Origin of the sequence: Amphibiibacter pelophylacis (genome assembly GCF_037688875.1) — a bacterium.
Classification (GTDB): Bacteria; Pseudomonadota; Gammaproteobacteria; order Burkholderiales; family Burkholderiaceae_C; genus Amphibiibacter; species Amphibiibacter pelophylacis.
This window is the reverse complement of the sequence record NZ_JAWDIE010000003.1, coordinates 34,054-59,392: the sequence shown is the minus strand read 5'-3', so window position 1 is coordinate 59,392 and position 25,339 is coordinate 34,054. Positions and strand designations below refer to the sequence as shown.

The following is a 25,339-nucleotide window of genomic DNA, read 5'->3' as shown; positions in this document are numbered from 1 at the left end:
TCATGTCCCTGCCCAATGTCATCGCCGTGCGCCACCCGCTGGTCCAGCACAAGATCGGCCTGCTGCGCGAACACCCCATCTCGACCAAGAAATTCCGCGAAGTCACCCAGGAACTCGCCCGCCTGCTGGCCTACGAGGCCACGGCCGATTTCCCGCTGGAAACCGCCACGCTGACCGGCTGGTGCGGCCCGGTGGAGGTGCAGCAGCTCAGCGGGCGCAAAGTCACCGTGGTGCCCATCCTGCGCGCGGGCGTGGGCATGCTGGACGGCGTGCTGGACATGATCCCCAGCGCCAAAGTCAGCGTGGTGGGCCTGTCGCGCAACCACGAAACGCTGCAGCCCGAGCCCTATTTCGAGCGCTTTGTCGGCCACCTGAGCGAGCGCACCGCCCTCATCCTGGATCCCATGCTGGCGACGGCGGGCTCGATGATCGCCACCATCGACATGCTCAAGCGCCAGGGCTGCCAGGACATCCGCGCGCTGGTGCTGGTCGCCGCGCCCGAGGGCATCCAGCGCCTCTACGAGGCCCACCCCGACGTGCGCTGCTGGACAGCGGCCATCGACAGCCATCTGGACGAAAACGCCTACATCGTGCCTGGCCTGGGCGATGCGGGCGACAAGATTTTCGGCACCAAACTCGACTGATCCCGACAGAGACCCCCAACACCCCAAGGAGACCGCGATGAAACAATTCCCCCTGAGGCGCGCCGCCCTGATCGGCCTGATCGGCGCCAGCGCCCTGCTGGCGTCCTGCACGCAGGAGCAGCAGAACCAGATGAAGCGCAGCGTCCAGAACTGGACCGGCACCGACGGCATTCTGGAGATCTACAGCGGAGGCACCGTGGTGCGCCGCTTCCTGAAAATCGACAAGCTGTCCACCGCCACGGGCACCAGCGACGGCGGCTTCCGCCAGTACCGCTTCGGCTATGGCATTTACGACGCCAACAACAACGGCCTGGTCGATCCGGGCGAGAAGCGCGTGTACTTTGAAATCAGCGATTTCACCCAGTACATCTTTTACGGCAACCCCAACTGAGACAAACTGAGCCCAACCGGACTGAACCGGGCTGAACCGATCAAAAAACACAGGAGACAGACATGACACCCACCCGCACGATGCTCGTCCTGAGCCTTTCGGCCTTCCTGGCCGCCTGCGCCAGCGCCCCCATGGGCATGGCCCCGGCCGCTTCGGCGCCGCCGATGCAGCAGACCGCCGCCGCGCAGGCCGCCGCCAAGGCGTATGACTTTGATATGGACGTGTTCCACCCCGTGGTGGCGCGCAAGGGCATGGTCGCCAGCGAGCAGGAACTGGCCTCGCGCGCTGGCCTGAAAATGCTGCAGGAGGGCGGTAACGCCGTGGACGCGGCGGTCGCCATGGGCTTTGCCCTGGCCGTGGCCCTGCCCAACGCGGGCAACCTGGGCGGCGGCGGTTTCATGATGGTCCACGACGCAAAAACCGGCCAGGACATCGCGCTGGATTTCCGCGAAATGGCCCCCGGCCGCGCCAGCCGCAACATGTATCTGGATGACAAGGGCAATGTGGTCGATGGGCGCTCGCTCTACACCCACCTGGCCGTGGGCGTGCCCGGCAGCGTGGCCGGTCTGACCCACGCTCTCAAGCGCTGGGGCAGCCTGCCGCTGGACAAGGTCATGGCGCCCGCCATCGAGCTGGCTGACAAGGGCTACCCGGTCAGCGAAACTCTGGCCAAGGTGCTGGGCCAGGAGAAGAAAACCATGGCCAAATCGGACGCCACCCAAGCCATTTTCTGGCGCAACGGCGAGCCCATGAAGGTGGGCGATCTGCTGGTGCAGAAGGATCTGGCGCAGTCCATGCGCCTGATCGCCAAAGACGGCGCCAGCGCGTTTTACACCGGCCCCATCGGCGAGAAAATCGTCGCCGAAATGGCCAAGGCGGGGGGCCTGATCACGGCCGATGACCTGAAAAACTACAAGGTCGTCGAGCGCAAGCCCATCACCGGCAGCTACCGGGGCTATCAGGTCGTGACCATGCCGCCGCCCAGCTCGGGCGGCATCCACCTGGTGCAGATTCTGAACATGATGGAAGGCTGGCCGATGGCCCAGTGGGGCGCGGGCAGCGCGGCCACCCTCCACCACATGGCCGAGGCCATGAAGCTGGCTTACGCCGACCGCTCCGAATACCTGGGCGACACCGATTTCGTCAAGGTGCCCACGCAGGGCCTGATCTCAAAAGCCTACGCGAAGCAGCTGGCCGCCACGATCAACCCTGACCGCGCGCGCCCGGCGGCCGAGATCAAACCCGGCAAGCCGCAGCCCTACGAGAGCGACCAGACCACGCACTTCTCGGTGGTCGATTCCGCCGGCAACGCCGTGGCCGTGACCTACACGCTCAACACCAACTTCGGCAGCGGCATCGTCGCGCCCGGCACGGGCATCGTGCTGAACAACGAAATGGACGATTTCAGCGCCAAGCCCGGCGTGGCCAACGCCTACGGACTGATCGGTGGCGACGCCAACGCCATCCAGGCCGGCAAGCGCCCGCTGTCGTCCATGACGCCGACGTTTGTGCTCAAGGACGGCAAGCCCTGGCTGGTCACCGGAAGCCCGGGCGGCGCGCGCATCATCACCACCGTGCTGGAAACCGTCGTTGACGCCATCGATTTCGGCATGAACCCGGCCGAAGCTGCCGCCACGCCGCGCTTCCACCACCAGTGGCAGCCCGATGAGCTGCGCATCGAAAAAGGCTTCAGCCCCGACACGCTGGCACTGCTCAAGGGCAAGGGCCACAAGCTGGCGCTCAAGGCCGCCATGGGCCGCACGCAGACCATCCAGGTGCGCGACGGCGTGATGTACGGCTACTCCGACCCGCGCAACCCCGACGGCCAGACCCTGGGCTTCTGACATGAGCTCTGACACAAGCCCCCGCACCGTCACCCTGCACCGCGTGCTGCGCGCCCCGCCCAGGCGCGTGTACAGCGCCTTCGTGGACGCGCACGCCCTGGCACGCTGGCTGCCGCCTTACGGCTTTCTGGCCGAAATCGACCAGTTTGATCCAGTCGTGGGCGGCCGCTTCCACATGGCTTTCCGCAACTTTGGCACCGGCAGCCGACACGGCTTTGGCGGCGAGTTCCTGGAACTTGAGCCCGGCCGCCGTCTGCGCTACACAGACCGCTTTGATCCGCCCGGCCCGTCCGGCCTGCTGGAAGTCACCATCGACCTGCAGGAAGTGGTCTGCGGCACCGAGCTGCGCGCCTCGCAGTCTGGCATCCCGGCCGGGATTCCGCTGGAGATGTGCCTCCTGGGCTGGCAGGAGTCGCTGGCCCAGCTGGCGCGCCTGGTTGAGCCCGAGATCCCGGGCTGACGCGCCGAAGTCGCTGCTGAAGTTGCGGCAGCGGGCTTGCCCCTAAAATGCCGCCATGCCCGCTGAACTGACTGCCTCTTCTGCCACCGCGTCCGCGCTGGACTGGGTGCGCCGCACCCTGGACATCGAAACCCAGGCCCTGCAGGCCGTGCGCGACCGCGTTGGCGAGCCCTACGCCCGCGCCGTCGCACTGATGCTGGCCTGCACCGGCCGCATCGTCGTCATCGGCATGGGCAAAAGCGGCCACGTCGGCAAGAAGGTGGCGGCGACGCTGGCCTCGACCGGCACGCCCGCTTTCTTCGTCCATCCGGCCGAAGCCGCCCACGGCGATCTGGGCATGATCACCGCGCAGGACGTGGCGCTGGTGCTGTCCAACAGCGGCGAATCCAACGAAATCAGCCTGCTGCTGCCCGCGCTGCACCGCCTGGAAGTGCCCGTGGTGGCGCTGACGGGGGGAGGGAACTCCAGCCTGGCGCGACACGCGGCGGTGGTGCTGGACACCGGCGTGGCGCAGGAAGCCTGCCCGCTGGGCCTGGCGCCCACGGCCAGCACCACGGTGCAGATGGCGGTGGGCGACGCCCTGGCGGTGGCGCTGCTGGACGCGCGCGGATTTGCGGCCGACGATTTCGCCAGATCGCACCCGGCCGGATCGCTGGGGCGGCGGCTGCTGGTGCTGGTGCGCGACGTGATGCGCACGGGGGATGATCTGCCGCAGGTGGGCCTGGACGCCCCGCTGGTCGAGGTGCTGCGCGAAATGAGCGCCAAGCGCCTGGGCCTGAGCGCCGTGGTCGATGCTTCGGGCCGCGTGCAGGGCGTGTTCACCGACGGCGACCTGCGCCGCCTGCTGGAGCGCGGCGATGGCGCGGGCTGGTCCAGCCTGCGCGCGGGCGAGGTCATGCGGCCCGGCCCGCGCAGCGTGTCCGCGCAGGCGCTGGCCGCCGACGCCGCCGCGCTGATGGAGCGCCACAGCATCAGCGCGCTGCTGGTGCTGGACAACGACGGCCGCCTGCAGGGCGTGCTGGGCCACCACGATCTGATGCAGGCCAAGGTGATCTGAATGACTCTGACTCCCCAAAACGCGGCGGCCCCGCGCACGTCGTCCACCGGTCCGACCGATGCCGTGTCTGTCCGCTGGCCGCGTCTGTGGCGCGAGCACCTGCAGGCGCATCCGGTGCAGACGCTGATCGTCGATGTCGATGGCGTGCTGACCGACGGCCGCATCTGGATCAGCGCCGAAGGCGAATCGCTGAAATCCTTCAGCGTGCTGGACGGGCAGGGGCTCAAGCTGCTGCAGCAGGCGGGGGTGGATGTGGTCGTCATCACCGGCCGCGACAGCGCCGCCGTGCGCCGCCGCGTGCAGGATCTGGGCCTGGCGCACGCTTTTTACGGCGTCAGCGACAAATGGGCCTGCGCCCGCACCTGGCTTGAAGCCCGCGGACGCGGTGCCGACACCCTGGCCGTGATCGGCGACGACTGGCCCGATTTGCCCCTGATCCAGCGCGCCGCCATCGCCTGCGCTCCCGCCAATGCGCACGAGGACATTCTGGGCGCCGTCCACTGGGTGACGCGCCGGGCGGGTGGCGAGGGCGGCGTGCGCGAGCTGTGCGACGCGCTGCTGTGGGCGCGCGGCGCCTACAACACGCAGCGCCACGCCGACTGCCAGCCCACGCTGGACGCGCGGTGAACACCCTGCGTCCGCCCCCCGGCTGGCGCTGGCCGGATCTGTCCGGCCGGCTGCTGTGGGGTGGCGTGCTGCTGCTGGTGCTGGGTGCCGTTCTCTGGCTGCTGGATGGCGTGCGCACGTCGGATGGCGCTGCCGTCGCCCTCGACCCGCAGCGCCCCGATTACCGCCTGGAGCGCTTCGCCTGGGACCATTGCAGCCCCGACGGCCAGGCGCAGTGGCGGCTGGCGGGCGCGAGCCTGGAGCATTTTCCCGACGGCCGCAGCCAGGTGCAGCAGGCGCGTCTGACCCAGCAGACGGGTCTGCAAAAAACGGGGGCGGGCGCTTCTGCGGCCTCCAGCGAAGGCCTGCTCACCGTCACCGCCGGTCAGGCGCGGGCCAGCGGCACGTCGCCGCGCCAGATCGATCTCGACGAGGGCGCCCAGATGCTCTGGCAGGACAGTGCGGGCCAGGCCCGCCTGCAAGTCAACACCGGCGCCATGCGCTGGGACGAAGCCAGCCAGCAGGTCAGCAGCCGTGCGCCGGTTCAGGTGAAAGCCCAGGGCCAGACCTGGACGGCGGGCGGTTTTGTGTACGACATCCGCCAGCGCCAGCTGCGCCTGACAGGAGCGGTTCGCGCCGTAATCACCCCATGAATCCTTCCGCATCCAGCCGCACGGGCACCGGCCCGCTGGTCTTCATCACCGGCGCCAGCAGCGGCATCGGCCAGGCGCTGGCGCGGCGCTTTGTCGCCACCGGCCACCGCGTGGCGCTGGTCGCCCGTCGTCTGGACGAGATGCAGGCCTGGGCGGCCCACCAGGGCTGGTCGGAACAGATCGCGCGCTGCTACGGCGCCGACGTCACCGACACCGACGCCATGCTGGACGCCGCCCGCCGCTGCGAGGCCGAACAGGGCCTGCCCGACATCGTCATCGCCAACGCGGGCATCAGCCTTGGCGTGGACACCGCGCACCGCGAGGATGTCGACGTGTTTGACCGCGTCATGCGCACCAATATGCATGGCACGGTCGCCACCTTCCACCCCTTCATTGCGGCCATGTGCCAGCGCGGCAGCGGTCAGCTCGTGGGCATCGCCAGCGTGGCCGCCGTGCGCGGCCTGCCCGGACACGGCGCCTACTGCGCCAGCAAAGCCGCCGTGGTGGCTTACTGCGAGAGCCTGCGCGGCGAATGCCGCCCACACGGCGTGCGCGTCAGCACGCTGCTGCCCGGCTATGTGGCCACGCCGCTCACCGCCAGCAACCGTTACAGCATGCCTTTTTTGATGACGGCGGATGATTTCGCCGCGCGCGCCGTAGACGCCATCCGGGCCGGGCGGCGCTACTGCGTCATCCCCTGGCCCATGGCTATTGTGGCGCGCGTGCTGCGCTGGCTGCCGCCCGTGCTGCTGGATCGCCTTCTGCAGGGCCGCGAGCGCAAACACCGCGCCAATGACACCAGCGGGACCGCCAGCGGGGGATAAACCCGGCAAAGCCCCGGTAATTTCTGCCCGTGCTGCGGCGCGGCTGCGACACAATCGCCGCAGGAATCCACGTCGTGCCTGCCCCGTTGGCCGCCTGAGCGTTGCCCGCGGCTGGAACTGGCGCGCCAGCGAAGGATCAGCCCCTATCATCGCTTCACTTCTTTTTCGATTGTCCCGTTTCACACAAGGAATCACCATGCGCGCATTGACCACCGGTCTCATCCTCTCGGCCACCCTGGCTCTGTCGGCCTGCTCGACGATCTCCAGCGTCACCTCGTCGATGACCGACAAGGTTATGGGACTGTTTGGCGGCTCGTCCAGCGCACAGACCGCTTCGCAGCCGGCCATGCAGTCCGTGCCGTCGAGCGCGGCCATGGCGGCGCCGGCCGTGCAGCAGGGCGGCCAGCGCGGCGCCATGGACATCGATCCGGTCCACCCCTTCGCCCGCTGAAGGCGTGGCTGCGCCGCCTGCCGGGGTGGCGCATGTAAAATCCCGACTCCAGTCCAGCAGCGCGGCCGGTTCCGCGCTGCTGTTTTTTGTCGATTGCCCCATATCCCATGATCCAGATCACCTTGCCCGACGGTTCGCAGCGCGCTTTTGACCACCCGGTCACCGTGATGGAAGTGGCCCAGGCCATCGGCCCAGGTCTGGCGAAGAACACCGTGGCAGGCAAGGTCGATGGCCGTCTGGTCGACGCCTGCGACCTGATCAGCCAGAACGCCCGGCTGCAGATCATCACCCCGCGCGACGCCGAGGGCGTGGACATCATCCGCCACTCGTGCGCCCACCTGGTCGGGCACGCTGTCAAGCAGCTGTATCCGACCGCGAAAATGGTCATTGGCCCGGTGATCGACGACGGCTTTTATTACGACATCGCCTACGAGCGCCCCTTCACCCCCGAGGACATGGCCGCCATCGAGGCGCGCATGAAGCAGCTCATCGCCAAAGACTACGACGTGGTCAAGACCATGACGCCGCGCGACCAGGTGATCGAGGTTTTCAAAAGCCGGGGCGAAGACTACAAGCTGCGCCTGATCGAGGACATGCCGGACGAAACCGCCATGGGCCTGTATCACCACGAAGAGTACGTGGACATGTGCCGCGGCCCCCACGTGCCCAACACGCGATTCCTGAAGGTCTTTCGCCTGACCAAGCTGGCGGGCGCTTACTGGCGCGGTGATGCCAGAAACGAACAGCTGCAGCGTGTTTACGGCACGGCCTGGGCCGATAAGAAAGACCTTGACGCCTACATCCAGCGCATCGAAGAGGCCGAAAAGCGCGACCATCGTCGCCTGGGCCGCGAGCTGGATCTCTTCCACATCGACGAACATTCGCCCGGCACCGTCTTCTGGCACCCCAAAGGCTGGACGGTGTGGCAGGAGGTCGAGCAGTACATGCGCCGTGTTTACCGCGACAACGGCTACCAGGAGGTCAAAGGCCCGCAGATTCTGGATCAGGGCCTGTGGGAGAAAACCGGCCACTGGCAGAAGTACCGCGAGAACATGTTCGTGACCGAATCGGAAAAGCGCGACTACGCGCTCAAGCCGATGAACTGCCCCGGCCACATCCTGATTTTCAAGCAGGGCCTCAAAAGCTACCGCGATCTGCCGCTGCGCTTTGGCGAATTCGGCCAGTGCCACCGCAACGAGCCTTCGGGCGGCCTGCACGGCATCATGCGCGTGCGCGGCTTCACGCAGGACGACGGCCATATTTTCTGCACACCCGAGCAGGTGCAGGCCGAAGTCACGGCCTTCACGACGCTGCTGCGCAAGGTGTACGCCGATTTCGGTTTCACCGACATCATCTACAAGCTGTCCACGCGCCCCGAGGCGCGCATCGGCAGTGACGAGAGCTGGGACCAGGCCGAAGCCGCCCTGGCCGAAGGCTTAAAGGCCTCGGGCTGCGAGTTCGATTACCTGCCGGGTGAAGGCGCGTTTTACGGCCCCAAGATCGAGTACACGCTGAAAGATGCGCTGGGCCGGCAGTGGCAGTGCGGCACCATCCAGATCGACCCCAATCTGCCCGAGCGCCTGGGCGCCGAATACGTCGCCGAAGACGGCAGCCGAAAAATCCCGCTGATGTTGCACCGCGCCATCGTCGGCAGCCTGGAGCGCTTCATCGGCATCCTGATCGAGCAGTTTGCGGGCGCCTTGCCGGTCTGGCTGTCGCCCGAGCAGGTCATCGTCTGCCCGATCACCGACGCCCAGGCCGATTACGCCCAAGGCCTGGCGCTGCGCCTGCGACAGGCCGGCCTGCGCGCCCGCGCCGACGTGCGCAACGAAAAAATCACCTACAAGATCCGCGAGCACGCCACGCACAAGCCGCCCTTTATTCTCGTGGTCGGCGACAAGGAAAAAGCCGCTGACGCGGTCTCGGTGCGCGCGCGCGGCAATGTCGATCTTGGCGTGATGCCGGTGAACGATTTTGTGGCGCTGGTGCAACGCGCCATCGCGGAAAAAGCCACGGCACTGCCGTCCGCTCCGGCCGACGCTTGACGCTGGCGGCCGCCCCGTGGCAGTCTGACGGGCTGAATCGCGGCCGGGTTGATCCCGGCCATATTTTGTGGATATAAAGGACACCACCATCGCTACTTTTGTTGATCGCCGCATTCCCAATGTGGAGCGCAAACACCGTCTCAACCGGGAAATCACGGCCCCCGAAGTCCGCCTGAACGGCGTGGAGAACGAGCCTCTGGGCATCGTCTCGATCACCGAAGCCCTGCGTCTGGCGGGCGACTCTGACGTCGATCTGGTCGAGATCGCCGCCACGGCCACGCCCCCGGTCTGCCGCCTGATGGACTACGGCAAGTTCAAGTACCAGGAGCAGAAAAAAGCCGCCGAGGCCAAGGCCAAGCAGAAAATCATCGAGGTCAAGGAAGTCAAGTTCCGTCCGGGCACGGACGAGGGCGACTACCAGATCAAGATGCGCAACCTGCGCCGCTTCATCGGCGAGGATGGCGACAAGGGCAAGGTCACGCTGCGGTTTCGCGGCCGCGAAATTGCCCACCAGTCCATCGGCCTGAGCCTGCTGGAGCGCATCCGCGACGAACTGGCCGATGTGGCCGTGGTCGAGCACATGCCCAAGCTGGAAGGCCGCCAGATGATCATGATTCTGGCGCCCAAGCGACGCTGAAGCCGCTGAACCCGATGGCGCCGCTGCAGTCACCTCCGCGCTGGCTGACAGCCGCGCTTTACCGTTTCGCTGATCTGCCCGACTTTGCCGCGCTGCGCCAGCCTCTGCTGGACGTGGCGATGGCAGGTGGTGTGCGCGGCACCTTGCTGCTGGCGCCCGAGGGCATCAACGGCACCATCGCCGGGCCCGAAGCGGGCGTGCGCGCGGTGCTGGCGCGCATCCGCCAGCATCCGGCGCTGTCTGCGCTGACCCACAAGGAAGCGTGGGCCGAGACGCCGCCGTTTTACCGGCTGAAAATCAAGCTCAAGGCCGAAATCGTGACCCTGCGCGTGCCCGGATTGGATCCGGCGCGTCATGTGGGCGAATACGTGCGCCCACAGGACTGGAACGCGCTGCTGGCCGATCCGGATGTGCTGCTGATCGACACCCGCAACGATTACGAGGTGAAAATCGGCACCTTCAAGGACGCCATCAACCCCGGCATTCGCACTTTCACCGATCTGCCCGCCTGGCTGGACGCCCAGCCCGAACTGCAGGGCGAATCCGCGCGCCAGCGCCCGATTGCCATGTTCTGCACCGGCGGTATCCGCTGCGAGAAATCCACCGCCCTGATGCGCCAGCGGGGGTATACCCGGGTGTATCACCTGGAAGGTGGCATTTTGAAGTATCTCGAAGAGCAGCCGGAAACAGGCAGCCTGTGGCAGGGCGGCTGTTTTGTCTTTGACGAGCGTGTGAGTGTGGGCCACGGTCTGAAGCCCGATGGCCACCAGCTGTGCCGCGCCTGCCGCTGGCCGCTGGGCGAAGCCGACCTGCGCTCGCCGCTCTACACCGAGGGCCTGAGCTGCCCGCACTGCCACGGCAGCCACAGCCCGCAGCAGCTCGAGCGCCTGGCCCAGCGCCAGCGCCAGGTCGAACTGGCCCGCCAGCGTGGTCAGCGCCATGTGGGTGCTCCTGGCCTGTTGCGTGAGGTCTGACCCACGCCTGTTGTTTCTGCGAGAAAACACGAAAAGCCAGGGAAAAGGCGGCTTTCTTCGTGGAACTCATGTCGTTACAATGCGCAGGTGAAAGAAATCAATATGCAGGCTGATTTCCTGATAACTTTGAATTGTGTTTGAGTTATTTTTAAAACAGGTGGACCATGAAAAAGACCGCAGTTGCCCTGGGATTGATGCTGGCGCTGAGCGCCATGACCGTGACAGCGCAGACGACTCCCGCTGTCAAACCCGCGGCGGGCCAGACCGCTGCTGCCCAGGGCACCAGTGATTTCTGCAGGATCAACCTGACCAGCACGGCCAAGATGAAGGCCAAGCCGGGGGCCAAGCTCAAGCGTGCCAAGGCCAAGCGTCCTGGCAAGTACGCCAAAGGCCTGAAGCGCATCAGCCGCAAACCGCAGATGGATGTCTGTGATATGCCGGATAACGAGCCGGCTTCCAAGCCCGTTGCGCAAGGTGGCGGTACTGGTGCGGGCAATGGCACGGGCGGCACGGGGGCCGCAGCGCCTGCTGGCGGTACGGCACTGCCTCCTGTGGCTTCCACCGAGAAGCTCCCCGAAGGCGATCTGACCAAAGTGCTGGAACCCACGGCAGCCGGTCCGGCTGCGGGCGGTGCTCCCGCCTTCGCGGCACCGTCCTTTGCTCCGGCCACCTTCACGTCGGCCCCGTCCTTTGGCGGCGGTGGCGGTGGTGTGGGTGTCGCTTCGCCCAACTGATCGTCCCCACTGATCGTTGCTGATCCACTCTGTCACCTCTGCCTTGCAGAGGTGACGGTCGGGTGCGCCTGTGCAATCTGTTTCTGAACCCCAAGAGCATCGCCTGAACCGCATCAGCGCTATTGCCTTTTATGGCACAGCACTGGTCGTGGCCTGGTCGCCCATTCCGCTGGGCAGCAATCGCACCTCGGCCATCGCTTTACTGCTGGCGCTGCAGCTGCCTCTGCTGCTTCTGGGCCTGGTGTCGCTGGGGGGGCCTGCCCGGGCCCTGTCCACGCTGCGCCAGCGTCTGGGGCCTGCACGCTGGATCCTGCTGGCCTGGACTGCGCTGCTGGCATTGCAGGCCGGACAGGTGTTGCGCGGCCCGGCTGGGCTGCTGGGTGAGAGCGGTCTGCCGCTGGGCTCGCTGGACGCTCACCAGTCGCTGCTGATGCTGCTGTGTTCCATCGTTTATCTGGCCGTGTTTGTGTGCCTGGTGGTGCTGGGGCAGGCCAGTGACCGACTGCGCAACGCCCTGCGCATCTGGCTGGCGGCCGGGGTGCTGCAGGCTCTGCTGGCGATTGTGCTGTGGTCGTTGCGGGCGCAGTACACCTTTATGGACATGTCCATCCACCACGGGGTGCGGGCCATAGGCACTTACGTCAGCCCCAACAATCTGGCGGGTTATCTCTACCTGGCGCTGGCTGTGGGCATGGCGCTGATGCTGGACGCGCTGCTGCGCCAGCCGCCCGGCGCACCGCTGCGCCGCTGGCAGGATGTGCTGGCTGCTGCGCTGAAGTTTCTGCTCTCGCCGCGCATGATCATCCGTCTGCTGCTGCTGCTGATGGTGATTGCGCTGGTGATGACGCGCAGTCGCATGGGCAACACCGCCTTCATGGTGGCCCTGGGTGTGGCCGGTGTGCTGTGCGCCTGGCGTTTTGCGGCCTGGCGGCGCTCGGCGCTGATCCTCACAGCCAGCCTGGTGCTGGTGGATGTGGTCGTGATCGGGCAGTGGGTGGGGGTGGAACAGCTGATTGACCGGATCGAAGCAACGACCATCAGCCGTGAGGTTGCTGCAGGCGAGTCTGGAATGGCAGGCGCTGTCGTGACTTCAGGCAACACGCTGGAGGATCGCACCGAGCCAGGCCGCTACACGGTGGACATGATCCGGGTTCGCCCCTGGTTCGGCACGGGAGCAGGCACCTACTACACCGCTTTCCCGCCCTGGAAACCGACCACAGTTGTCTCTTATTTTGACCACGCGCACAACGATTACGCAGAAATTGCCGCCGACATGGGCGTCGTTGGCCTGGGCCTGATCGGGGTGATTGTGCTGGGCAGCACAATCCAGGCCTTCCGGCTGCTTGTGTGGGGCCGTTCGCGTTTCGGTCAGGCGATGTCCGTGGGCGCACTGATGGCCATCGTCGCGGTGGTGGTCCACAGCACGGTCGATTTCAACCTCTATATCCCCGCCAACGTGCTGATGCTGCTGGCCCTGTTGGCCACGCTGTGGGCCTGCCGTCTCATTCCTGCATCCAGTTCCGCTTCCGTTTCCGTAAAACACCTCGATACAACAACGTCATAACAGGACCCAAGGCCATGAAAAAGACTTCACGCTCGATACCCTTCGTTGCCCTTCAGGGGGTGAGTGCCGGCATGCTGCTGTTCTCCAGCGCCACAGTGCTGGCCCAGTCGGCGGAAACCCTGTCGGTGGGTGCCGCCAGCCAGGCGCAGATCCAGGGCGCCAGCGGTGTTCCGGTCGGCCAGGTGTACGCCCCGCGCGCCATCAATTACAACGGCTTTTTCATCACCCCCAGCATCACCCTGGGCGCCGGTGTGAACGACAACGTCGATCTGGTGGAGAACGGCAAGCGCTCGAGCAACTTCCTGACGATTTCGCCGGAAGTGACCGTGTCGATTCCTTACCGCGACCAGCGTGTGGACATCGGCCTGCGCGCCACAACCAACCTGTATGGCGCCTCGGGCACGCAGAACACCACCACGGCTGAACTGGCTGCGACTGGTACGCACCCGCTGGATGCCCGCAACGGCCTGACCTGGCGCGCGGGCCTGCAGCGCGGTGCGGATGCGGCCCGCCCGACCGCCACCGGCTCGACCACCGATCTGTGGAACCAGGCCGTGCTGGGTGGCGTGTACCGCTATGGCGCGCAGGATGCGCTGATCAACCTGGAAGGCGAACTGGGCTATCAGGGCCGCCGCTACAGCAACAACCGCGCTGACACGCGCACCGCCGATTTCAACGCGCTGAAAGCCGCCGGCCGCGTGTTCTATCGCGTGGGCCCCAAAACCCGCCTGGTGGGCGAGTACCGCGTCACGGGCACCAACTACATCAACGATCTGACGCCCAGCCTGGACAACACCGACCACAAGCTGCTGGCCGGTGTCGACTGGGACGCCTCCGACGCGCTGTCGGGCCGCATTCTGGCCGGTTACGAGATCAAGAACTACAAAGACAGCGCCCGTTCGCGCTACAAGGGTCTGACCTACGAAGGCGGGCTGACCTGGAAGCCCATCGAGCGCACGCAGTTTGACCTGACGGCTTCGCGCTCGGGCACCGACGCGGGCGCCGGTGTGAACACGGGCACCAACGGCACGGGCCTGGGCCTGGCGTGGACGCACCAGTGGCGTCCCTGGATCAGCAGCATCGCTTCGGTCGGCTATGGCCGCAGCGATTACGAAGGCACCAGCCGCACCGACGACAGCAAGACCGTGCGTCTGGGCGTGAGCTACGACTTCCGCCGCTGGCTGCGTCTGGGCGCCAACTTCGAGCACCTGACCAGCAGCACCAGCAATGCGACGGCTGTCCCCACTGTGCGCGCGGCCAACTACTCGCGTAACCTGCTGTACTTCACCGCCAGCATGGGCCTGTAAGGAGAGAAACACGTGATGATGAGCAGTCGACAGAGAGTGAAAACCTGGGTGCGCCAGGGGGCCGTGATGGCCGCCGGGCTGCTGCTGGGAATCGGGGTGGCCTCGGCCCAAGGCGTCTTCAACCCGAAGCTGGGCTCTCCCCCGGTGCGCAGCGAAGCGGCTGCGGCCAATGCCAGCATGAGCGCGGCCATCGCGGCCCCTGTCACGTCGTCGGGCGCGTCCTCCAGCACAGCAGTGGCCCCCTTACCCCTGCCCATGCCGGTCGCGCCGGGCGCTGTGGCCCCCATCAACCTGTCGGACTACCGCCTGGGCCCGGGCGACGTCATCACCATCCGCGTTTTTGGCGAGGATGACCTGTCGCGCGAAAAAATCCGCCTGACCGACGGCGGCACCATCTCGGTGCCCGCTGTGGGCGAGCTGGACGTGCGCGGCCAGACACTGGGCGATGTGGAGCGCATGGTCACCAAGGCGCTCAAGGGCCGCATCCTGGTCAACCCGCGCGTGTCGGTTTTTGTGGACGAATACCGGCCGTTTTTCATCAACGGCATGGTTGAAAAGCCGGGCGGTTACCCCTTCCAGCCGGGCCTGACCCTGCGTTCGGCCGCGTCGCTGGCCGGGGGTTTCAAGGACCGGGCCTCGATGAGCAAGCTGTTCATCCAGCGCGCGTCCGACACGCAGCACCAGCAGGTCAAGGTCGGTCTGGACGCCCCGATCTACCCGGGCGACATCATCACGGTTGAAGAAAGCTTTTTCTGAATTTCATGCACGCTGTAAACCCCCAGACCCCTCTCGCTGCACCGGCCAACTCCGGCGCTCCCCGTCTGCTGCAGTCCGACCCGCTGGCCGCGGGCCTGCTGGACCTGTGGAAGATTGTCTCCCGGCGCAAATGGGCCATCCTGGCGCTGGCGCTGACGTTGGCGGTGGTCGCGGGCGCCATCACCCTGGCGATGACGCCGCTGTACCGCGCCACCGCGTCCCTGCTGATCGAAAGCAGCACGGCCAAGGTGCTGTCGGTGGAGGAGGTCTACTCCGGGGTGTCGCAATCGCGCGAGTACTTCCAGACGCAGGCCGAGATCCTCAAATCGCGCGACGTGGCGCTGCGCGTGGTGCGCCAGCTCAAGCTCTACGACAACGCCGAATTCGATCCGCGCCAGGCGCCCGAGGGCACGCTGGCTACATTGCAGGGCTGGGTGGGCCTGCGTCCGCCCGCCGTCACCTGGACCGAGCCTCTGCTGGAAGAAGCTGCTGCCAAAGTCCTGACGGAAAATCTGGACGTCGAGCCCGTGCGCCTCAGCCAGATCATCCGCATCAGCTACACCTCCGAGAGCGCCGAGCTGTCGGCCGAGGTGGCCAATGCGGTCGCGGCGGCCTACATCGCCAGCAACCGAGATGCGCGCTTCAAGATCACCCAGGAAGCCACCGACTACCTGCAGGACAAGCTGGAAGGACTGCGACGCAACGTGTCGGCCGCCGAAGCCGCGCTGCAGCAGTACCGCGAACGCAACAACATCGTCAAGGTGGGCGGTGCGTCCGACGCCATCGCGCAGCAGGGCATCAACAACCTGAGCCAGCAGCTGACCGCCGCGCAGGTGCGCCGCTCCGAGACCGAAACCGCCTACCAGCAGATCAAGGCGGCCAAGGGCAATTACAGCAGCATCCCGGCCGTGGCCCGTCACCCGCAGGTGCTGGAGGCGCTGAACCGCCAGTCGCAGGTTGAGCTCAAGGTGAGCCAGCTGTCGCAGCGCTACGGTTACGAGCACCCGCTGATGGTCGCCGCCAATGCCGAGCTGGAAGTGGCCAAGGCCAACACCCAGCGCCAGATGGCGTCCGTGGCGTCCAGCCTGGAGCGCGATTACGAGAGCGCTGCGGCCACCGTGCGCGCCCTGGAAAGCCGCCTGGCCGCCGAGCGTGCCACCGTCGCCGCCGTGAACCGCGCCGCGCCGCAGATGGACACGCTGGAGCGCAATGTGCAGAGCACACGCCAGCTCTACGACACTTTCCTGCAGCGCGCCCGCGAGACCAACCTGTCCGAGAACATGCAGCAGACCATCGCCCGCGTCATCGACGTGGCCGTGGCGCCGATCACGCCTTTCAAGCCGAAAAAAGCGCAGATCGTGGCCATCACCCTGGTGCTGGGCCTTTTCCTGGGCGCGCTGATCGCGCTGCTGCTCGACAAGCTGGACAACACCCTCAAAGGAACGAACGATGCCGAAAGCCGCCTGGGTCTGCCGGCGCTGACGGCGCTGCCGCTGCTGGGCAACGCCGATCGCAAGAGCATCATGAACATGGTCACGACCAAGTCGGATTCGCTCTATGCCGAAGCGGTGCGCACGGCGCGCGCCAGCCTGATGCTGAGCAACGTCGATCTGCCGCGCAAGATTTTCCTGGTGACTTCCGCGATCGCGGGCGAGGGCAAGAGCTCCATGGCCGCCAACCTGGCGCTGGCTCACGCCCAGACCCAGCCCACGCTGCTGGTTGATGCCGACATGCGTCGCCCTCAGGTGGCGCGCAGTTTCGGCCTTGCGCCGGGCGCGCAGGGCCTGTCGCAACTGGTGGCGGGCAGCTGTGACATGTCGCAGGCCATCCACCGCGTCGATGACACGCAGCTGGACGTGCTGCCCTGCGGCGTGATTCCGCCGAACCCGACCGAGCTGCTGCTGTCGCAGCGCTTCTCTGACACGCTGCAGAAGCTGTCTGAAAAGTACGGCGTTATCATCATCGATTCGCCGCCCGTCGAGCTGGTCAGCGATTCCATGGTGCTGTCGGCGCTGGTCACCAACACGCTGTTCGTGGTGCGCGCGCAAAGCACGCCTTACCAGATCGCCCGCCGGGGCATCACCAAGATCCAGCGCGCCGGGGGCCGCATCCTGGGCACCGTGCTGACGGGCGTGGATTTCAAGGGTGCGCACAAGTACTACGGCGAGTATTCCGGCTACGGCCATTACGGCAGCAAGGACACCGGCTACTACACCGCTGGCAAGGCCTGAGGACCGGGGAGGGCGCGTGAACGACATCCACTGCCATCTGCTGCCTGGTCTGGACGACGGTCCGCGCACCGCCACCGAGGCGCTGGACCTGGCGCGTTCGCTGGTGGACGACGGCGTGCGCCATGTGGCCGCCACCGTCCACTGGACGCCGGGCGTATTTGACAACCGCGCTGCGGCCATCCGCCAGGCGTGCACGGCCTTCGCGGCCACGCTGGCCTTTGAAAACATCCCCCTGACGCTGCAGCCTGTCACCGAAACCCGCCTGCACCCCGAGGCGCTGGAACTGGTCGCGCGCGGCGAGATCGTCGCTTTGGGCACGCACAAAGGCTGGAAGCACCTGCTGCTGGAGCTGCCCGACGCGGGCGTCCCGCCCGGTGCGCTGACGGCGGTGAACGCGCTGCTGCAGCAGGGCTGGCGCCCCATCATCGTCCACCCGGAGCGCAACAAAGGCATCATGGCCGACCCCGAGCGCCTGCGCCCCTTTGTCGAGGCCGGGTGTCTGGTCCAGATCACCGCCGCTTCAGTGATCGGCGAATTTGGCAGCGCTGCACTGGCCTGCAGCCGGGCACTGCTGGACCACAACTGGGTGGACGCCGTGGCCAGCGATGCGCACAACCTGCGCGGCCGCCCGCCACGCATGACGGCGGCGCGTGAGCTGCTCAGCCTTCTGGTCGATGACGATTACGCCACGCTGCTGACCGAATCCAACCCGGCACGCTACATGGGGCTGGCGCTGCTCCAGCCGGTGGCATGAGCCGCCGCAGCCGCCGACAGCCCGATCCCGCTTTGCCCCTGTGGCAGCAGGGCGTTTACTGGGCGGGTGTGGCCGCTGTGGTGCTGGTGTCCGCCTGGGCGCTGCAACTGGCCTGGGCGCTGTGGCAGGCCGACACCCGCGCCCGTCCGGCCCGTGCCGCCATCGTGTCGTGGAGCCAGGGCAGGCCCTGGACGGCCGACCAGTTCCTGGCCGCCGAAAAGCTGCTGCAGCAGGCACAGGCCATCACCCCTGACGACGCCAGCCTGTATGACGACCTGGCCAGCCTGTACATGCTGCAGGGCAGCCAGTACGACCCGGACAGCGACGACGAGGGCGATACCGAAGCCCGCCGCAGCCTCTACCAGAGCGCCCTGACCACGCTGCTGCGCAGCCTGCAGCTGCGCCCGCAGCACGGCGTCACCTGGGCCAACCTCGCCCTGGTGGCTTACGAGCTGGACCCGGGCTCCGCCCAGCAGTGGCACGCCTGGCACCAGGCGCTGCGCTTCGCCCCCTGGGAGCCCGCCTCGCGCGCGCTGATGGCGCAGGTGCTGCTGCTCAGTTTCGAGAACGCGCCCCCCGAAGCGCTGGAGTGGTTCAAAACTTACCGCAGCATGGCGCCTGCCGCCGAATTCAAACGCCTGCAGCAGTTCGCCCAGGAGTACGATCTGGCGCCGGAGGCGATTGCGATGATTACAATGCAATCATCGCAATAGCCCCGGGGAGCCCATCATGCCCAGCATCACCGTCCGCAATCTCGACGAAAGCATCAAGACCGGTCTGCGCCTGCGTGCCGCCCAGAACGGCTGGTCGATGGAGCAGGAGGTCCGCTCCATCCTTCAGCAGGCCCTGTCCGCCTCCGCCGAGCCCGAAGTCAGCTTTGCCGAACGCATCAACCGCCGATTCCGCGATCTGGACGCAGATGATCTGCCCATTCCGCCACGTCGCCCGGCGCGGCCCGCACCTGAGCTGGAGCCGTAATGTCGGCTGCTTACCTGCTGGACACCAATGTGCTCTCCGAGCTGATGCGCCGCGAGCCCGCGCAGGCTTTGCTGGGCTGGCTGACAGCTCGGCCGGGCGCGACCCTGTACTGCAGCAGCATTACACAGGGCGAAATCCTTCTGGGGATTGCGCTGATGCCGCTCGGCAAACGGCGCAGCGGTCTGGCGGGTCAGGCCGAAGCGATGTTCAAGGCTGATTTTGCGGGCCGCTGCCTCACTTTTGATGCGCGTGCTGCCGTTCATTACGCCCTGCTGGTGGCGCACCGCCAGCAGGCCGGACGACCGATCAGCACCGAAGACGCTCAGATTGCCGCTACAGCCATCGCCGCCGATATGCCTGTGGTGACACGCAACAGTAAAGATTTTGAGGGCATCGATGGGCTATCGGTCATAAACCCCTGGCAATTGCAATGAGTTTGTCGCCCACGCCAGCCACCCGGCACCTTCTCTCCACCCTGACCCCCTGATTCTGATCCCATGAAAATCGCCATTGCAGGCACCGGCTATGTCGGGCTATCCAACGCCATTCTTCTGGCCCAGCACAACGAGGTAGTAGCGCTGGATATCGTGGCGGAAAAGGTGGACATGCTCAACCGCCGCCGGTCGCCGATTGAAGACACCGAGATCGAATCGTATCTGTCCGAAAAGCCGCTGAATCTGAAAGCCACGCTGGATGCGCGTGAGGCGTTTGAAGGCGCCGATTTCGTCATCATCGCCACGCCGACCGATTACGACCCGGAAACCAACTACTTCAATACCGCATCGGTGGAAGCCGTCATCCGGCAGGTGCTGGCGATAGCGCCCGATGCGGTCATGGTCATCAAATCGACCGTGCCCGTGGGCTATACCGAAAAAGTGCGCGACGCTTTCACCCTGGCCACGGGCCGGGCGGTGAACATTATTTTCTCGCCCGAGTTTCTGCGCGAGGGCAGGGCGCTGTACGACAACCTGTACCCGTCCCGCATCATTGTGGGCGAAGACAGCGGGCGCGCGCGCCGCTTTGCCGCGCTGCTGCAGCAGGGCGCCATCAAGCCCGATATTCACGTGCTGTATACCGGCAGCACCGAGGCCGAGGCGGTCAAGCTCTTTTCCAACACCTATCTGGCCATGCGCGTGGCCTTTTTCAACGAACTGGACACCTACGCTGCCACGCACGGGCTGGACCCGCGCCAGATCATCGACGGTGTGGGGCTGGACCCGCGCATTGGCAGCCATTACAACAACCCCAGCTTTGGTTATGGCGGCTATTGCCTGCCCAAGGACACCAAACAGCTGCTGGCCAATTACCGCGAGGTGCCACAAAACCTCATTCACGCCATTGTGGAAGCCAATGCCACGCGCAAAGACTTTATTGCCTTTGACATCATCAAAAAGAATCCGAAAGTGGTGGGCGTGTACCGGCTGGTGATGAAAGCCGGATCGGACAACTTCCGCGCCTCCAGCATCCAGGGCATCATGAAGCGGCTGAAGGGCAAAGGCATCGAAGTCATCATTTACGAGCCCAATCTGGATGAGCCCGAGTTTTTCCGATCCCGCGTGGTCAACGATCTCGCCGCGTTCAAGCAGCAGGCCGAGATTATTCTGGCCAACCGCCGCACCGACGAACTGTCCGATGTATCGGGCAAAGTCTATACTCGCGATCTTTTTGGTGGAGACTAGGAAATGACGAAGATTCTTGTCGTTTTTGGCACACGACCGGAAGCCATAAAAATGGCACCCTTGGTTCGCGAGCTGCAAAAGTCAGACCAGCTTGAGGTGAAGGTCTGTGTAACAGCGCAACACCGCGAGATGCTCGATCAGGTGCTTCAGCTGTTTGGCATCGCCCCAAATTATGATTTGGACCTGATGCGACCGGGGCAGACGCTAACACAGCTCACCTGTAACATTCTACAAGGCATGGAAAGTGTTTTTGCCCAGTACAAGCCTGATTGGGTTCTAGTCCACGGTGATACGACAACCACGCTGGGATGCAGCCTAGCCGCGTATTACCAGAAGATACGTATTGCACATGTTGAGGCTGGCCTGCGAACGCACAATCTGTACTCCCCATGGCCCGAAGAGGGTAACCGGCAGATTACCGGTCGACTGGCCCAGCTCCACTTTGCGCCCACAGTGCAGGCGCGCGATAGCTTGGTGCGGGAAGGAATTGCATCCGAGCTGATACACATCACTGGTAACACGGTTATTGATGCTTTGCATGGTGTCAGCCAAAAGCTGGATGAAGATGCAGTCCTTTCGCAGGCTCTAGCCGCTCAGTTTGATTTTTTGAATTCTGCAAAGCGGCTTGTGCTGGTGACTGGGCACCGAAGGGAAAATTTTGGGGCTGGATTTGAGAGCATTTGCCACGCCCTGCGCGATATTGCTAGTGAATCTGGTGTGCAAGTTGTTTACCCAGTGCATTTGAATCCAAATGTTCAAGAACCTGTTCAGCGAATATTATCTGGTATCAGCAACGTGCATTTAATTGCGCCGCTCGATTATTTGCCTTTTGTTTACCTAATGAAACGCTGTTACATTATTCTAACTGATTCAGGTGGGATTCAGGAGGAGGCCCCTTTTTTTGGCAAGCCCGTGCTTGTCATGCGTGATACGACAGAACGGCCTGAGGCCGTCGAAGCTGGTACAGTTTGTTTGGTAGGTACAGATAACCATCAGATCACAGCGCAAACAAAAAAGCTGTTGTCTGATCAAGCGGCTTACGACTCCATGGCGCACGCGCATAATCCCTATGGTGACGGTACTGCATGTAGGCGAATCGCACTGATTCTCAGTGACATCAATGCTGTCTGATATTAGTGATTTAAAAAATCCCTTGCTGCTAAATATATCCCGTAGGAGCTGCTGTACACTATGCGCATCACGAAAATAAATAAATGGTAGGTGCATATAAGAAATGAATATAAAAAGTGTTTTACTGAAAAATATTTTTCTTCTGTTCTTGACTAAACTCTCTGGATATCTTCTCCCTCTGTTAGCGATACCCTATCTGGCTCGAGTACTGGGGACGGCGGAGTTTGGTAATTTCGCAATCTATCAGTCATTTGCACTACTGGCTTCAATATTTATTGAGTATGGATTTTCGTTGTCAGCGACTAGATCTGTTTCAGCCCATCGATCTGATGCGAATGAGATGGCAAATATTTTTCAGCAGGTGAATAGCGCAAAAATAATCTTGTCGGGGGTTTTATTTGCGAGTGTTGGATTGGTTTACTGCTTTATCATGTCGGGTGAGAATTTTAAAGCCATCACAGGCGCGCTTGTTTATGCATTTGCAATTGGAGTTGCGCCAGCATGGTATTTTCAAGGGATTGAAAACTTAAAAAGCTATACGATTATTGATATTTTGGGAAAAGCTATCTCGCTGTTAATGGTGTTGTTTATCATATCGACACCAAATGATGGCGACTTGGTGATGTATCTGCTTGCAACTGGTCCACTTATTGCCTCACTCATTTCATATAAAATCGCTGGGAAAAGTATTACTCGCAAGCCCTTCAGCTTTGTGGCGGGAGTGAATGGGCTTGTCGAGGGATTTTCAATGTTTGTATTTCGGGCGGCAATCAGTCTTTATACAGTAGCAAATGTATTTTTGCTCGGCTTATTTGCTATGCCAGCGATAACTGGGTTTTATGCGGCAAGTGAAAAATTGGTGCGCGGAGCTTCAAGCTTGATTGCACCAATATCGCAAGCAATTTATCCAAAAATGTCTTTTCTTGTTAAGTCAGACATGCGAGGCGCTATTCGGCTTTTGCATCGAACACTTTTTGTTTTGCTGGTAACGAGCTTTTTGTCTTCTGTCGTTATATGTTTTTTTGCAAAAGAAATCACGTTTCTATTTCTTGGTGCAGGGTATGAGCAGGTTTCTTCGGTGCTTGCAATTTTGGTTTGGATTCTTCCGCTGATTGCGGCTGGAAATGTTTTGGGGATCCAGTGGATGTTGCCTCTGAAGCTGGACAAAGAGTTCAATTCTGTAGTCATTTTTGTCGGGGTGTTTAACTTTTTCGCGGTTTTCTTTGCTGCGAAAAGTTGGGGGGCACATGGTGTGGCCGTTGTAAATATAATTTCTGAGTTTCTTGTTATTGCGTTAATACTTTTTTTTCTTCGAAAAAAAAATGTGATTCCGATTTAAATTTTCAATGTGAGTGGGAATGGATACTTCAATTTTTTTAAAGCCACTTGCGGTTGTGGGTATTGTGTATGCGGCCTTGGCCTGTCGTGCGCAATGGAATCGAATTGTCATTGATCCTTTTCATCCAAGATTGGCATATAGAATCCTGATTTGTTTTACTCTTTTTTATCCGCTGATAAGTTCGTCGTTGGTGGATGGCTTTGATGAAAAAACAAAATGGATTATTTTGATCGCCGCCTTCTTTTTTTTATTAATAATTGATATAGCTGACGCGCTTAAACGGCCTGCAATCGATTTTCGTACTCTTTACAATGACAGCCAACAGGATCCAGCAGTAGCAAATTTATTTTTATTTGTATTTATTGGAGGCTGGATTTGGCGGGTGTTTGCATTACAGGTGGGATTGCTGCAGGGCACTTTTTTGGCTACTCAGCTTGAAACTACGGACTATGGAAATTTCGTAGGGCAGCTTAATAATTTAAGTCTGATTGGGTTTTTTGGCTGGCTGATTTTCCATCGCGCACATTCTGTCCAGAAGTGGATTTATTTAATGTTTTTGCTGGAGATAGTTTGGGCATTCATTTCCGGGTCAAAAATCGCGATTTTTTATGTTATGTTTCCTGCCGCAATTATATTTTTTCAGCGCGGATGGTTTAGGCCAAATCTTAAGGGTTTTGTAGTTGGCGCGATAATTGGTGTTATTGTGCTTCAGGTAAGTTTTGCCTTAGTAACTTCCTACCGTATTGGTGTACAGGTTGCCATTGCTCGCGGCAGTGATTTGAGTGTTGCTGCCATTGCTGATGGTGCAACACAAGCATTTGAGCTTATCCATGACACGACGACTCGTGAGAGCGATGAGTCAGTTAATCCTGGCGTGAGCGGACGATTGAACTGGGCTATGTACTTTGGTAGTCTTCTCGAAAGACCCGATTTGACAAAAAAACTTTGGATGGGTTCGACTTTAATTCCCATCTTTGCCTGGTGGATTCCACGATTTCTTTGGGAAAATAAGCCAACTGTGTCAATAGGTGCTTGGTATGGTGAGAATGTTTTGGGCTGGACCTACCAAACACGTTCCGAAGGGGCGATAACAATTTGGGGTGATGGATATCTCAATTTTGGTCTTGTGGGTGTTGCTGTTTTTTCAATGATTTGGGTTGTAATCACATATTATTTGTATGAGAAATTGCAAAAAAAGGGAGGCTGGGGTTTGCTGGTTCTTTCGCTGGTTTATGTTCGTTTACTTCTTGGGCTTGAGCAAAATATTGCAGCTCCGCTTGTTGCATTTCAGTTGCAGCTTTTGGTGATTTGGGGTATTTGGGTTGTTGCAAATCGACAACAAAAAAATGTCATATGATTTCAGACTTGAAAAAAATCACCTTAATACTGACCTGTTTTAATGAGCAGGAAAATATTCAGCAACTACTTGATGATGTTATAAATCTCGAATATAAACCGTATGAGATGATAGTTGTCGATGCTGGTTCAACTGATGGTACGCTGGCTCAGCTGGCTTCGTATAAAAGTAAATTCGCAGCTCAGCAAATTGACCTTCACATTCATATTCATCCGAAAGTTGGAATTGCCGAAGGGCGGAATTTGGCGATTGGTTATTCATGCTCGGATCTGATTGCTGTCACAGACGCCGGCTGCCGAATTGATTCGGCTTGGTTGAAAAATATTACAAAGCCACTTTTAGAAAATAAAGCTGATTTTGTTGGTGGGTTTTTTTTGCCGGTAGCTTATTCACCCTTGCAAAGGGCCCTCGCACTCTTAACTACGGCAAGAAGGCCAGGTCGAAATTTTATGCCTTCAAGCCGGTCTGTTGCGTTTCGCAAATCAGTTTGGTTGAAAGCAGGAAAATATCCCGAATGGCTTCAGTGGGGTGAGGATACGCTTTTCAATAAATTGTGTCTGACTTCGGGAGCAAGGTATGAGATAGCTGCAGACGCGATTGTGCACTGGGAGGTTCGCCGTAGCTGGCAAGCCATTGCCAAACAATTCTATCGATATGCATATGGCGATGGGCTTGCGCGGCGGGTAACTTGGTCCTTGCTGTCATCTCCACTTATTTATTTTTCTAGTATTTTGTCGGCAATCTTTTTTTCGCCACTATGGTTGTTGATTATTCCGCTGTATGCGGTTAGTTGGCCACTTAGGCGAGGCGCATTTACATTGCAAAATTTTATCTTCGCGCTTGGGTTGGCAGCTTTGATCCAGTTTTCTCGATCGCGAGGTTACATTCGTGGTCTGTTTGACTCGATTAAATATTAATGTTAT

At 61.8% G+C, this 25,339-nt stretch carries 26 protein-coding genes; all 26 read left to right on the top strand.

The genetic code is table 11. The annotated features are described in order from the left end of the window. Positions 1 to 2: 2 nt before the first annotated feature. Positions 3 to 644 carry a uracil phosphoribosyltransferase gene (gene upp / locus RV045_RS02490; RefSeq protein ID WP_423234182.1) on the top strand — a complete coding sequence of 214 codons (642 nt, stop codon included), beginning with the start codon at positions 3 to 5 and terminating at the stop codon, positions 642 to 644. Positions 645 to 681: 37 nt separating this feature from the next. Continuing rightward, positions 682 to 1,035, top strand: a complete 354-nt coding sequence (locus tag RV045_RS02485; protein WP_423234181.1) for a hypothetical protein — start codon at positions 682 to 684, stop codon at positions 1,033 to 1,035. A gap of 62 nt (positions 1,036 to 1,097) precedes the next feature. Next, the gene (gene ggt, locus RV045_RS02480) at positions 1,098 to 2,879 is read left to right on the top strand and encodes a gamma-glutamyltransferase (RefSeq protein WP_423234180.1); all 1,782 of its coding nucleotides are present in this window, start codon (positions 1,098 to 1,100) and stop codon (positions 2,877 to 2,879) included. A gap of 1 nt (position 2,880) precedes the next feature. Further along, complete coding sequence (locus RV045_RS02475) at positions 2,881 to 3,339, top strand: SRPBCC family protein (RefSeq protein ID WP_423234179.1); 459 nt, start codon at positions 2,881 to 2,883, stop codon at positions 3,337 to 3,339. Positions 3,340 to 3,394: 55 nt separating this feature from the next. Continuing rightward, complete coding sequence (locus RV045_RS02470; protein ID WP_423234178.1) at positions 3,395 to 4,396, top strand: KpsF/GutQ family sugar-phosphate isomerase; 1,002 nt, start codon at positions 3,395 to 3,397, stop codon at positions 4,394 to 4,396. Beyond that, positions 4,397 to 5,023 carry a KdsC family phosphatase gene (locus RV045_RS02465; RefSeq protein ID WP_423234177.1) on the top strand — a complete coding sequence of 209 codons (627 nt, stop codon included), beginning with the start codon at positions 4,397 to 4,399 and terminating at the stop codon, positions 5,021 to 5,023. Next, a complete protein-coding gene (gene lptC, locus RV045_RS02460; RefSeq protein WP_423234176.1) occupies positions 5,020 to 5,655 on the top strand; it encodes an LPS export ABC transporter periplasmic protein LptC in 636 nt (211 codons plus the stop codon). The genes RV045_RS02465 and lptC overlap by 4 nt, the downstream gene beginning before the upstream one ends. After that, positions 5,652 to 6,479, top strand: a complete 828-nt coding sequence (locus RV045_RS02455; protein WP_423234175.1) for an SDR family oxidoreductase — start codon at positions 5,652 to 5,654, stop codon at positions 6,477 to 6,479. Before lptC ends, RV045_RS02455 begins: the two co-directional genes overlap by 4 nt. 196 nt (positions 6,480 to 6,675) lie before the next feature. Beyond that, the gene (locus RV045_RS02450) at positions 6,676 to 6,930 is read left to right on the top strand and encodes a hypothetical protein (protein ID WP_423234174.1); all 255 of its coding nucleotides are present in this window, start codon (positions 6,676 to 6,678) and stop codon (positions 6,928 to 6,930) included. A 107-nt stretch (positions 6,931 to 7,037) separates the two neighbouring features. Beyond that, positions 7,038 to 8,975 (top strand): threonine--tRNA ligase, encoded by a 1,938-nt coding sequence (gene thrS / locus RV045_RS02445; RefSeq protein ID WP_423234173.1) that lies wholly within the window; start codon positions 7,038 to 7,040, stop codon positions 8,973 to 8,975. Positions 8,976 to 9,048: 73 nt separating this feature from the next. Continuing rightward, positions 9,049 to 9,612, top strand: coding sequence for a translation initiation factor IF-3 (gene infC / locus RV045_RS02440; protein WP_423234324.1), 564 nt, complete (start codon positions 9,049 to 9,051; stop codon positions 9,610 to 9,612). 14 nt (positions 9,613 to 9,626) lie between these two features. Continuing rightward, positions 9,627 to 10,586 (top strand): oxygen-dependent tRNA uridine(34) hydroxylase TrhO, encoded by a 960-nt coding sequence (trhO, locus tag RV045_RS02435; RefSeq protein WP_423234172.1) that lies wholly within the window; start codon positions 9,627 to 9,629, stop codon positions 10,584 to 10,586. Between the two features lie 164 nt (positions 10,587 to 10,750). Continuing rightward, positions 10,751 to 11,320 carry a hypothetical protein gene (locus RV045_RS02430; protein ID WP_423234171.1) on the top strand — a complete coding sequence of 190 codons (570 nt, stop codon included), beginning with the start codon at positions 10,751 to 10,753 and terminating at the stop codon, positions 11,318 to 11,320. Positions 11,321 to 11,390: 70 nt separating this feature from the next. Further along, positions 11,391 to 12,884 (top strand): O-antigen ligase family protein, encoded by a 1,494-nt coding sequence (locus RV045_RS02425; protein ID WP_423234170.1) that lies wholly within the window; start codon positions 11,391 to 11,393, stop codon positions 12,882 to 12,884. A gap of 14 nt (positions 12,885 to 12,898) precedes the next feature. Then, complete coding sequence (locus RV045_RS02420) at positions 12,899 to 14,191, top strand: outer membrane beta-barrel protein (RefSeq protein ID WP_423234169.1); 1,293 nt, start codon at positions 12,899 to 12,901, stop codon at positions 14,189 to 14,191. Between the two features lie 15 nt (positions 14,192 to 14,206). Next, a complete protein-coding gene (locus RV045_RS02415; protein WP_423234168.1) occupies positions 14,207 to 14,947 on the top strand; it encodes a polysaccharide biosynthesis/export family protein in 741 nt (246 codons plus the stop codon). 5 nt (positions 14,948 to 14,952) lie between these two features. Continuing rightward, positions 14,953 to 17,178 carry a GumC family protein gene (locus RV045_RS02410; protein WP_423234167.1) on the top strand — a complete coding sequence of 742 codons (2,226 nt, stop codon included), beginning with the start codon at positions 14,953 to 14,955 and terminating at the stop codon, positions 17,176 to 17,178. 16 nt (positions 17,179 to 17,194) lie between these two features. Continuing rightward, a complete protein-coding gene (locus RV045_RS02405; RefSeq protein ID WP_423234166.1) occupies positions 17,195 to 17,932 on the top strand; it encodes a tyrosine-protein phosphatase in 738 nt (245 codons plus the stop codon). Beyond that, on the top strand, positions 17,929 to 18,645 hold the full coding sequence (locus RV045_RS02400; RefSeq protein WP_423234165.1) for a tetratricopeptide repeat protein: 717 nt from the start codon (positions 17,929 to 17,931) through the stop codon (positions 18,643 to 18,645). The genes RV045_RS02405 and RV045_RS02400 overlap by 4 nt, the downstream gene beginning before the upstream one ends. Positions 18,646 to 18,661: 16 nt before the next feature. Next, entirely contained in the window at positions 18,662 to 18,910 is a 249-nt protein-coding gene (locus RV045_RS02395; protein WP_423234164.1) for a FitA-like ribbon-helix-helix domain-containing protein, read from the top strand. Then, entirely contained in the window at positions 18,910 to 19,344 is a 435-nt protein-coding gene (locus RV045_RS02390) for a type II toxin-antitoxin system VapC family toxin (protein WP_423234163.1), read from the top strand. The genes RV045_RS02395 and RV045_RS02390 overlap by 1 nt, the downstream gene beginning before the upstream one ends. Positions 19,345 to 19,407: 63 nt before the next feature. Beyond that, entirely contained in the window at positions 19,408 to 20,589 is a 1,182-nt protein-coding gene (locus RV045_RS02385; protein ID WP_423234162.1) for a nucleotide sugar dehydrogenase, read from the top strand. Between the two features lie 3 nt (positions 20,590 to 20,592). After that, positions 20,593 to 21,720, top strand: a complete 1,128-nt coding sequence (gene wecB / locus RV045_RS02380) for a non-hydrolyzing UDP-N-acetylglucosamine 2-epimerase (RefSeq protein WP_423234161.1) — start codon at positions 20,593 to 20,595, stop codon at positions 21,718 to 21,720. A 103-nt stretch (positions 21,721 to 21,823) separates the two neighbouring features. Further along, a complete protein-coding gene (locus RV045_RS02375; RefSeq protein ID WP_423234160.1) occupies positions 21,824 to 23,059 on the top strand; it encodes an oligosaccharide flippase family protein in 1,236 nt (411 codons plus the stop codon). Between the two features lie 19 nt (positions 23,060 to 23,078). Beyond that, positions 23,079 to 24,416, top strand: a complete 1,338-nt coding sequence (locus RV045_RS02370) for a type 2 periplasmic-binding domain-containing protein (protein WP_423234159.1) — start codon at positions 23,079 to 23,081, stop codon at positions 24,414 to 24,416. Further along, positions 24,413 to 25,333 (top strand): glycosyltransferase, encoded by a 921-nt coding sequence (locus tag RV045_RS02365; RefSeq protein WP_423234158.1) that lies wholly within the window; start codon positions 24,413 to 24,415, stop codon positions 25,331 to 25,333. Before RV045_RS02370 ends, RV045_RS02365 begins: the two co-directional genes overlap by 4 nt. Positions 25,334 to 25,339 lie beyond the last annotated feature (6 nt).

What these genes read in the sequence shown, in the direction of transcription:
- RV045_RS02470 (WP_423234178.1), top strand. Translation starts at nt 3,395, where the DNA reads ATGCCCGCTGAACTGACTGCCTCTTCTGCCACCGCGTCCGCGCTGGAC.
- RV045_RS02485 (WP_423234181.1), top strand. Translation starts at nt 682, where the DNA reads ATGAAACAATTCCCCCTGAGGCGCGCCGCCCTGATCGGCCTGATCGGC.
- RV045_RS02400 (WP_423234165.1), top strand. Translation starts at nt 17,929, where the DNA reads ATGAGCCGCCGCAGCCGCCGACAGCCCGATCCCGCTTTGCCCCTGTGG.
- RV045_RS02430 (WP_423234171.1), top strand. Translation starts at nt 10,751, where the DNA reads ATGAAAAAGACCGCAGTTGCCCTGGGATTGATGCTGGCGCTGAGCGCC.
- RV045_RS02385 (WP_423234162.1), top strand. Translation starts at nt 19,408, where the DNA reads ATGAAAATCGCCATTGCAGGCACCGGCTATGTCGGGCTATCCAACGCC.
- RV045_RS02450 (WP_423234174.1), top strand. Translation starts at nt 6,676, where the DNA reads ATGCGCGCATTGACCACCGGTCTCATCCTCTCGGCCACCCTGGCTCTG.
- ggt (WP_423234180.1), top strand. Translation starts at nt 1,098, where the DNA reads ATGACACCCACCCGCACGATGCTCGTCCTGAGCCTTTCGGCCTTCCTG.
- wecB (WP_423234161.1), top strand. Translation starts at nt 20,593, where the DNA reads ATGACGAAGATTCTTGTCGTTTTTGGCACACGACCGGAAGCCATAAAA.
- RV045_RS02395 (WP_423234164.1), top strand. Translation starts at nt 18,662, where the DNA reads ATGCCCAGCATCACCGTCCGCAATCTCGACGAAAGCATCAAGACCGGT.
- RV045_RS02365 (WP_423234158.1), top strand. Translation starts at nt 24,413, where the DNA reads ATGATTTCAGACTTGAAAAAAATCACCTTAATACTGACCTGTTTTAAT.
- RV045_RS02455 (WP_423234175.1), top strand. Translation starts at nt 5,652, where the DNA reads ATGAATCCTTCCGCATCCAGCCGCACGGGCACCGGCCCGCTGGTCTTC.
- RV045_RS02390 (WP_423234163.1), top strand. Translation starts at nt 18,910, where the DNA reads ATGTCGGCTGCTTACCTGCTGGACACCAATGTGCTCTCCGAGCTGATG.
- thrS (WP_423234173.1), top strand. Translation starts at nt 7,038, where the DNA reads ATGATCCAGATCACCTTGCCCGACGGTTCGCAGCGCGCTTTTGACCAC.
- RV045_RS02475 (WP_423234179.1), top strand. Translation starts at nt 2,881, where the DNA reads ATGAGCTCTGACACAAGCCCCCGCACCGTCACCCTGCACCGCGTGCTG.
- RV045_RS02375 (WP_423234160.1), top strand. Translation starts at nt 21,824, where the DNA reads ATGAATATAAAAAGTGTTTTACTGAAAAATATTTTTCTTCTGTTCTTG.
- upp (WP_423234182.1), top strand. Translation starts at nt 3, where the DNA reads ATGTCCCTGCCCAATGTCATCGCCGTGCGCCACCCGCTGGTCCAGCAC.
- RV045_RS02410 (WP_423234167.1), top strand. Translation starts at nt 14,953, where the DNA reads ATGCACGCTGTAAACCCCCAGACCCCTCTCGCTGCACCGGCCAACTCC.
- RV045_RS02420 (WP_423234169.1), top strand. Translation starts at nt 12,899, where the DNA reads ATGAAAAAGACTTCACGCTCGATACCCTTCGTTGCCCTTCAGGGGGTG.
- RV045_RS02465 (WP_423234177.1), top strand. Translation starts at nt 4,397, where the DNA reads ATGACTCTGACTCCCCAAAACGCGGCGGCCCCGCGCACGTCGTCCACC.
- RV045_RS02370 (WP_423234159.1), top strand. Translation starts at nt 23,079, where the DNA reads ATGGATACTTCAATTTTTTTAAAGCCACTTGCGGTTGTGGGTATTGTG.
- trhO (WP_423234172.1), top strand. Translation starts at nt 9,627, where the DNA reads ATGGCGCCGCTGCAGTCACCTCCGCGCTGGCTGACAGCCGCGCTTTAC.
- RV045_RS02415 (WP_423234168.1), top strand. Translation starts at nt 14,207, where the DNA reads ATGATGAGCAGTCGACAGAGAGTGAAAACCTGGGTGCGCCAGGGGGCC.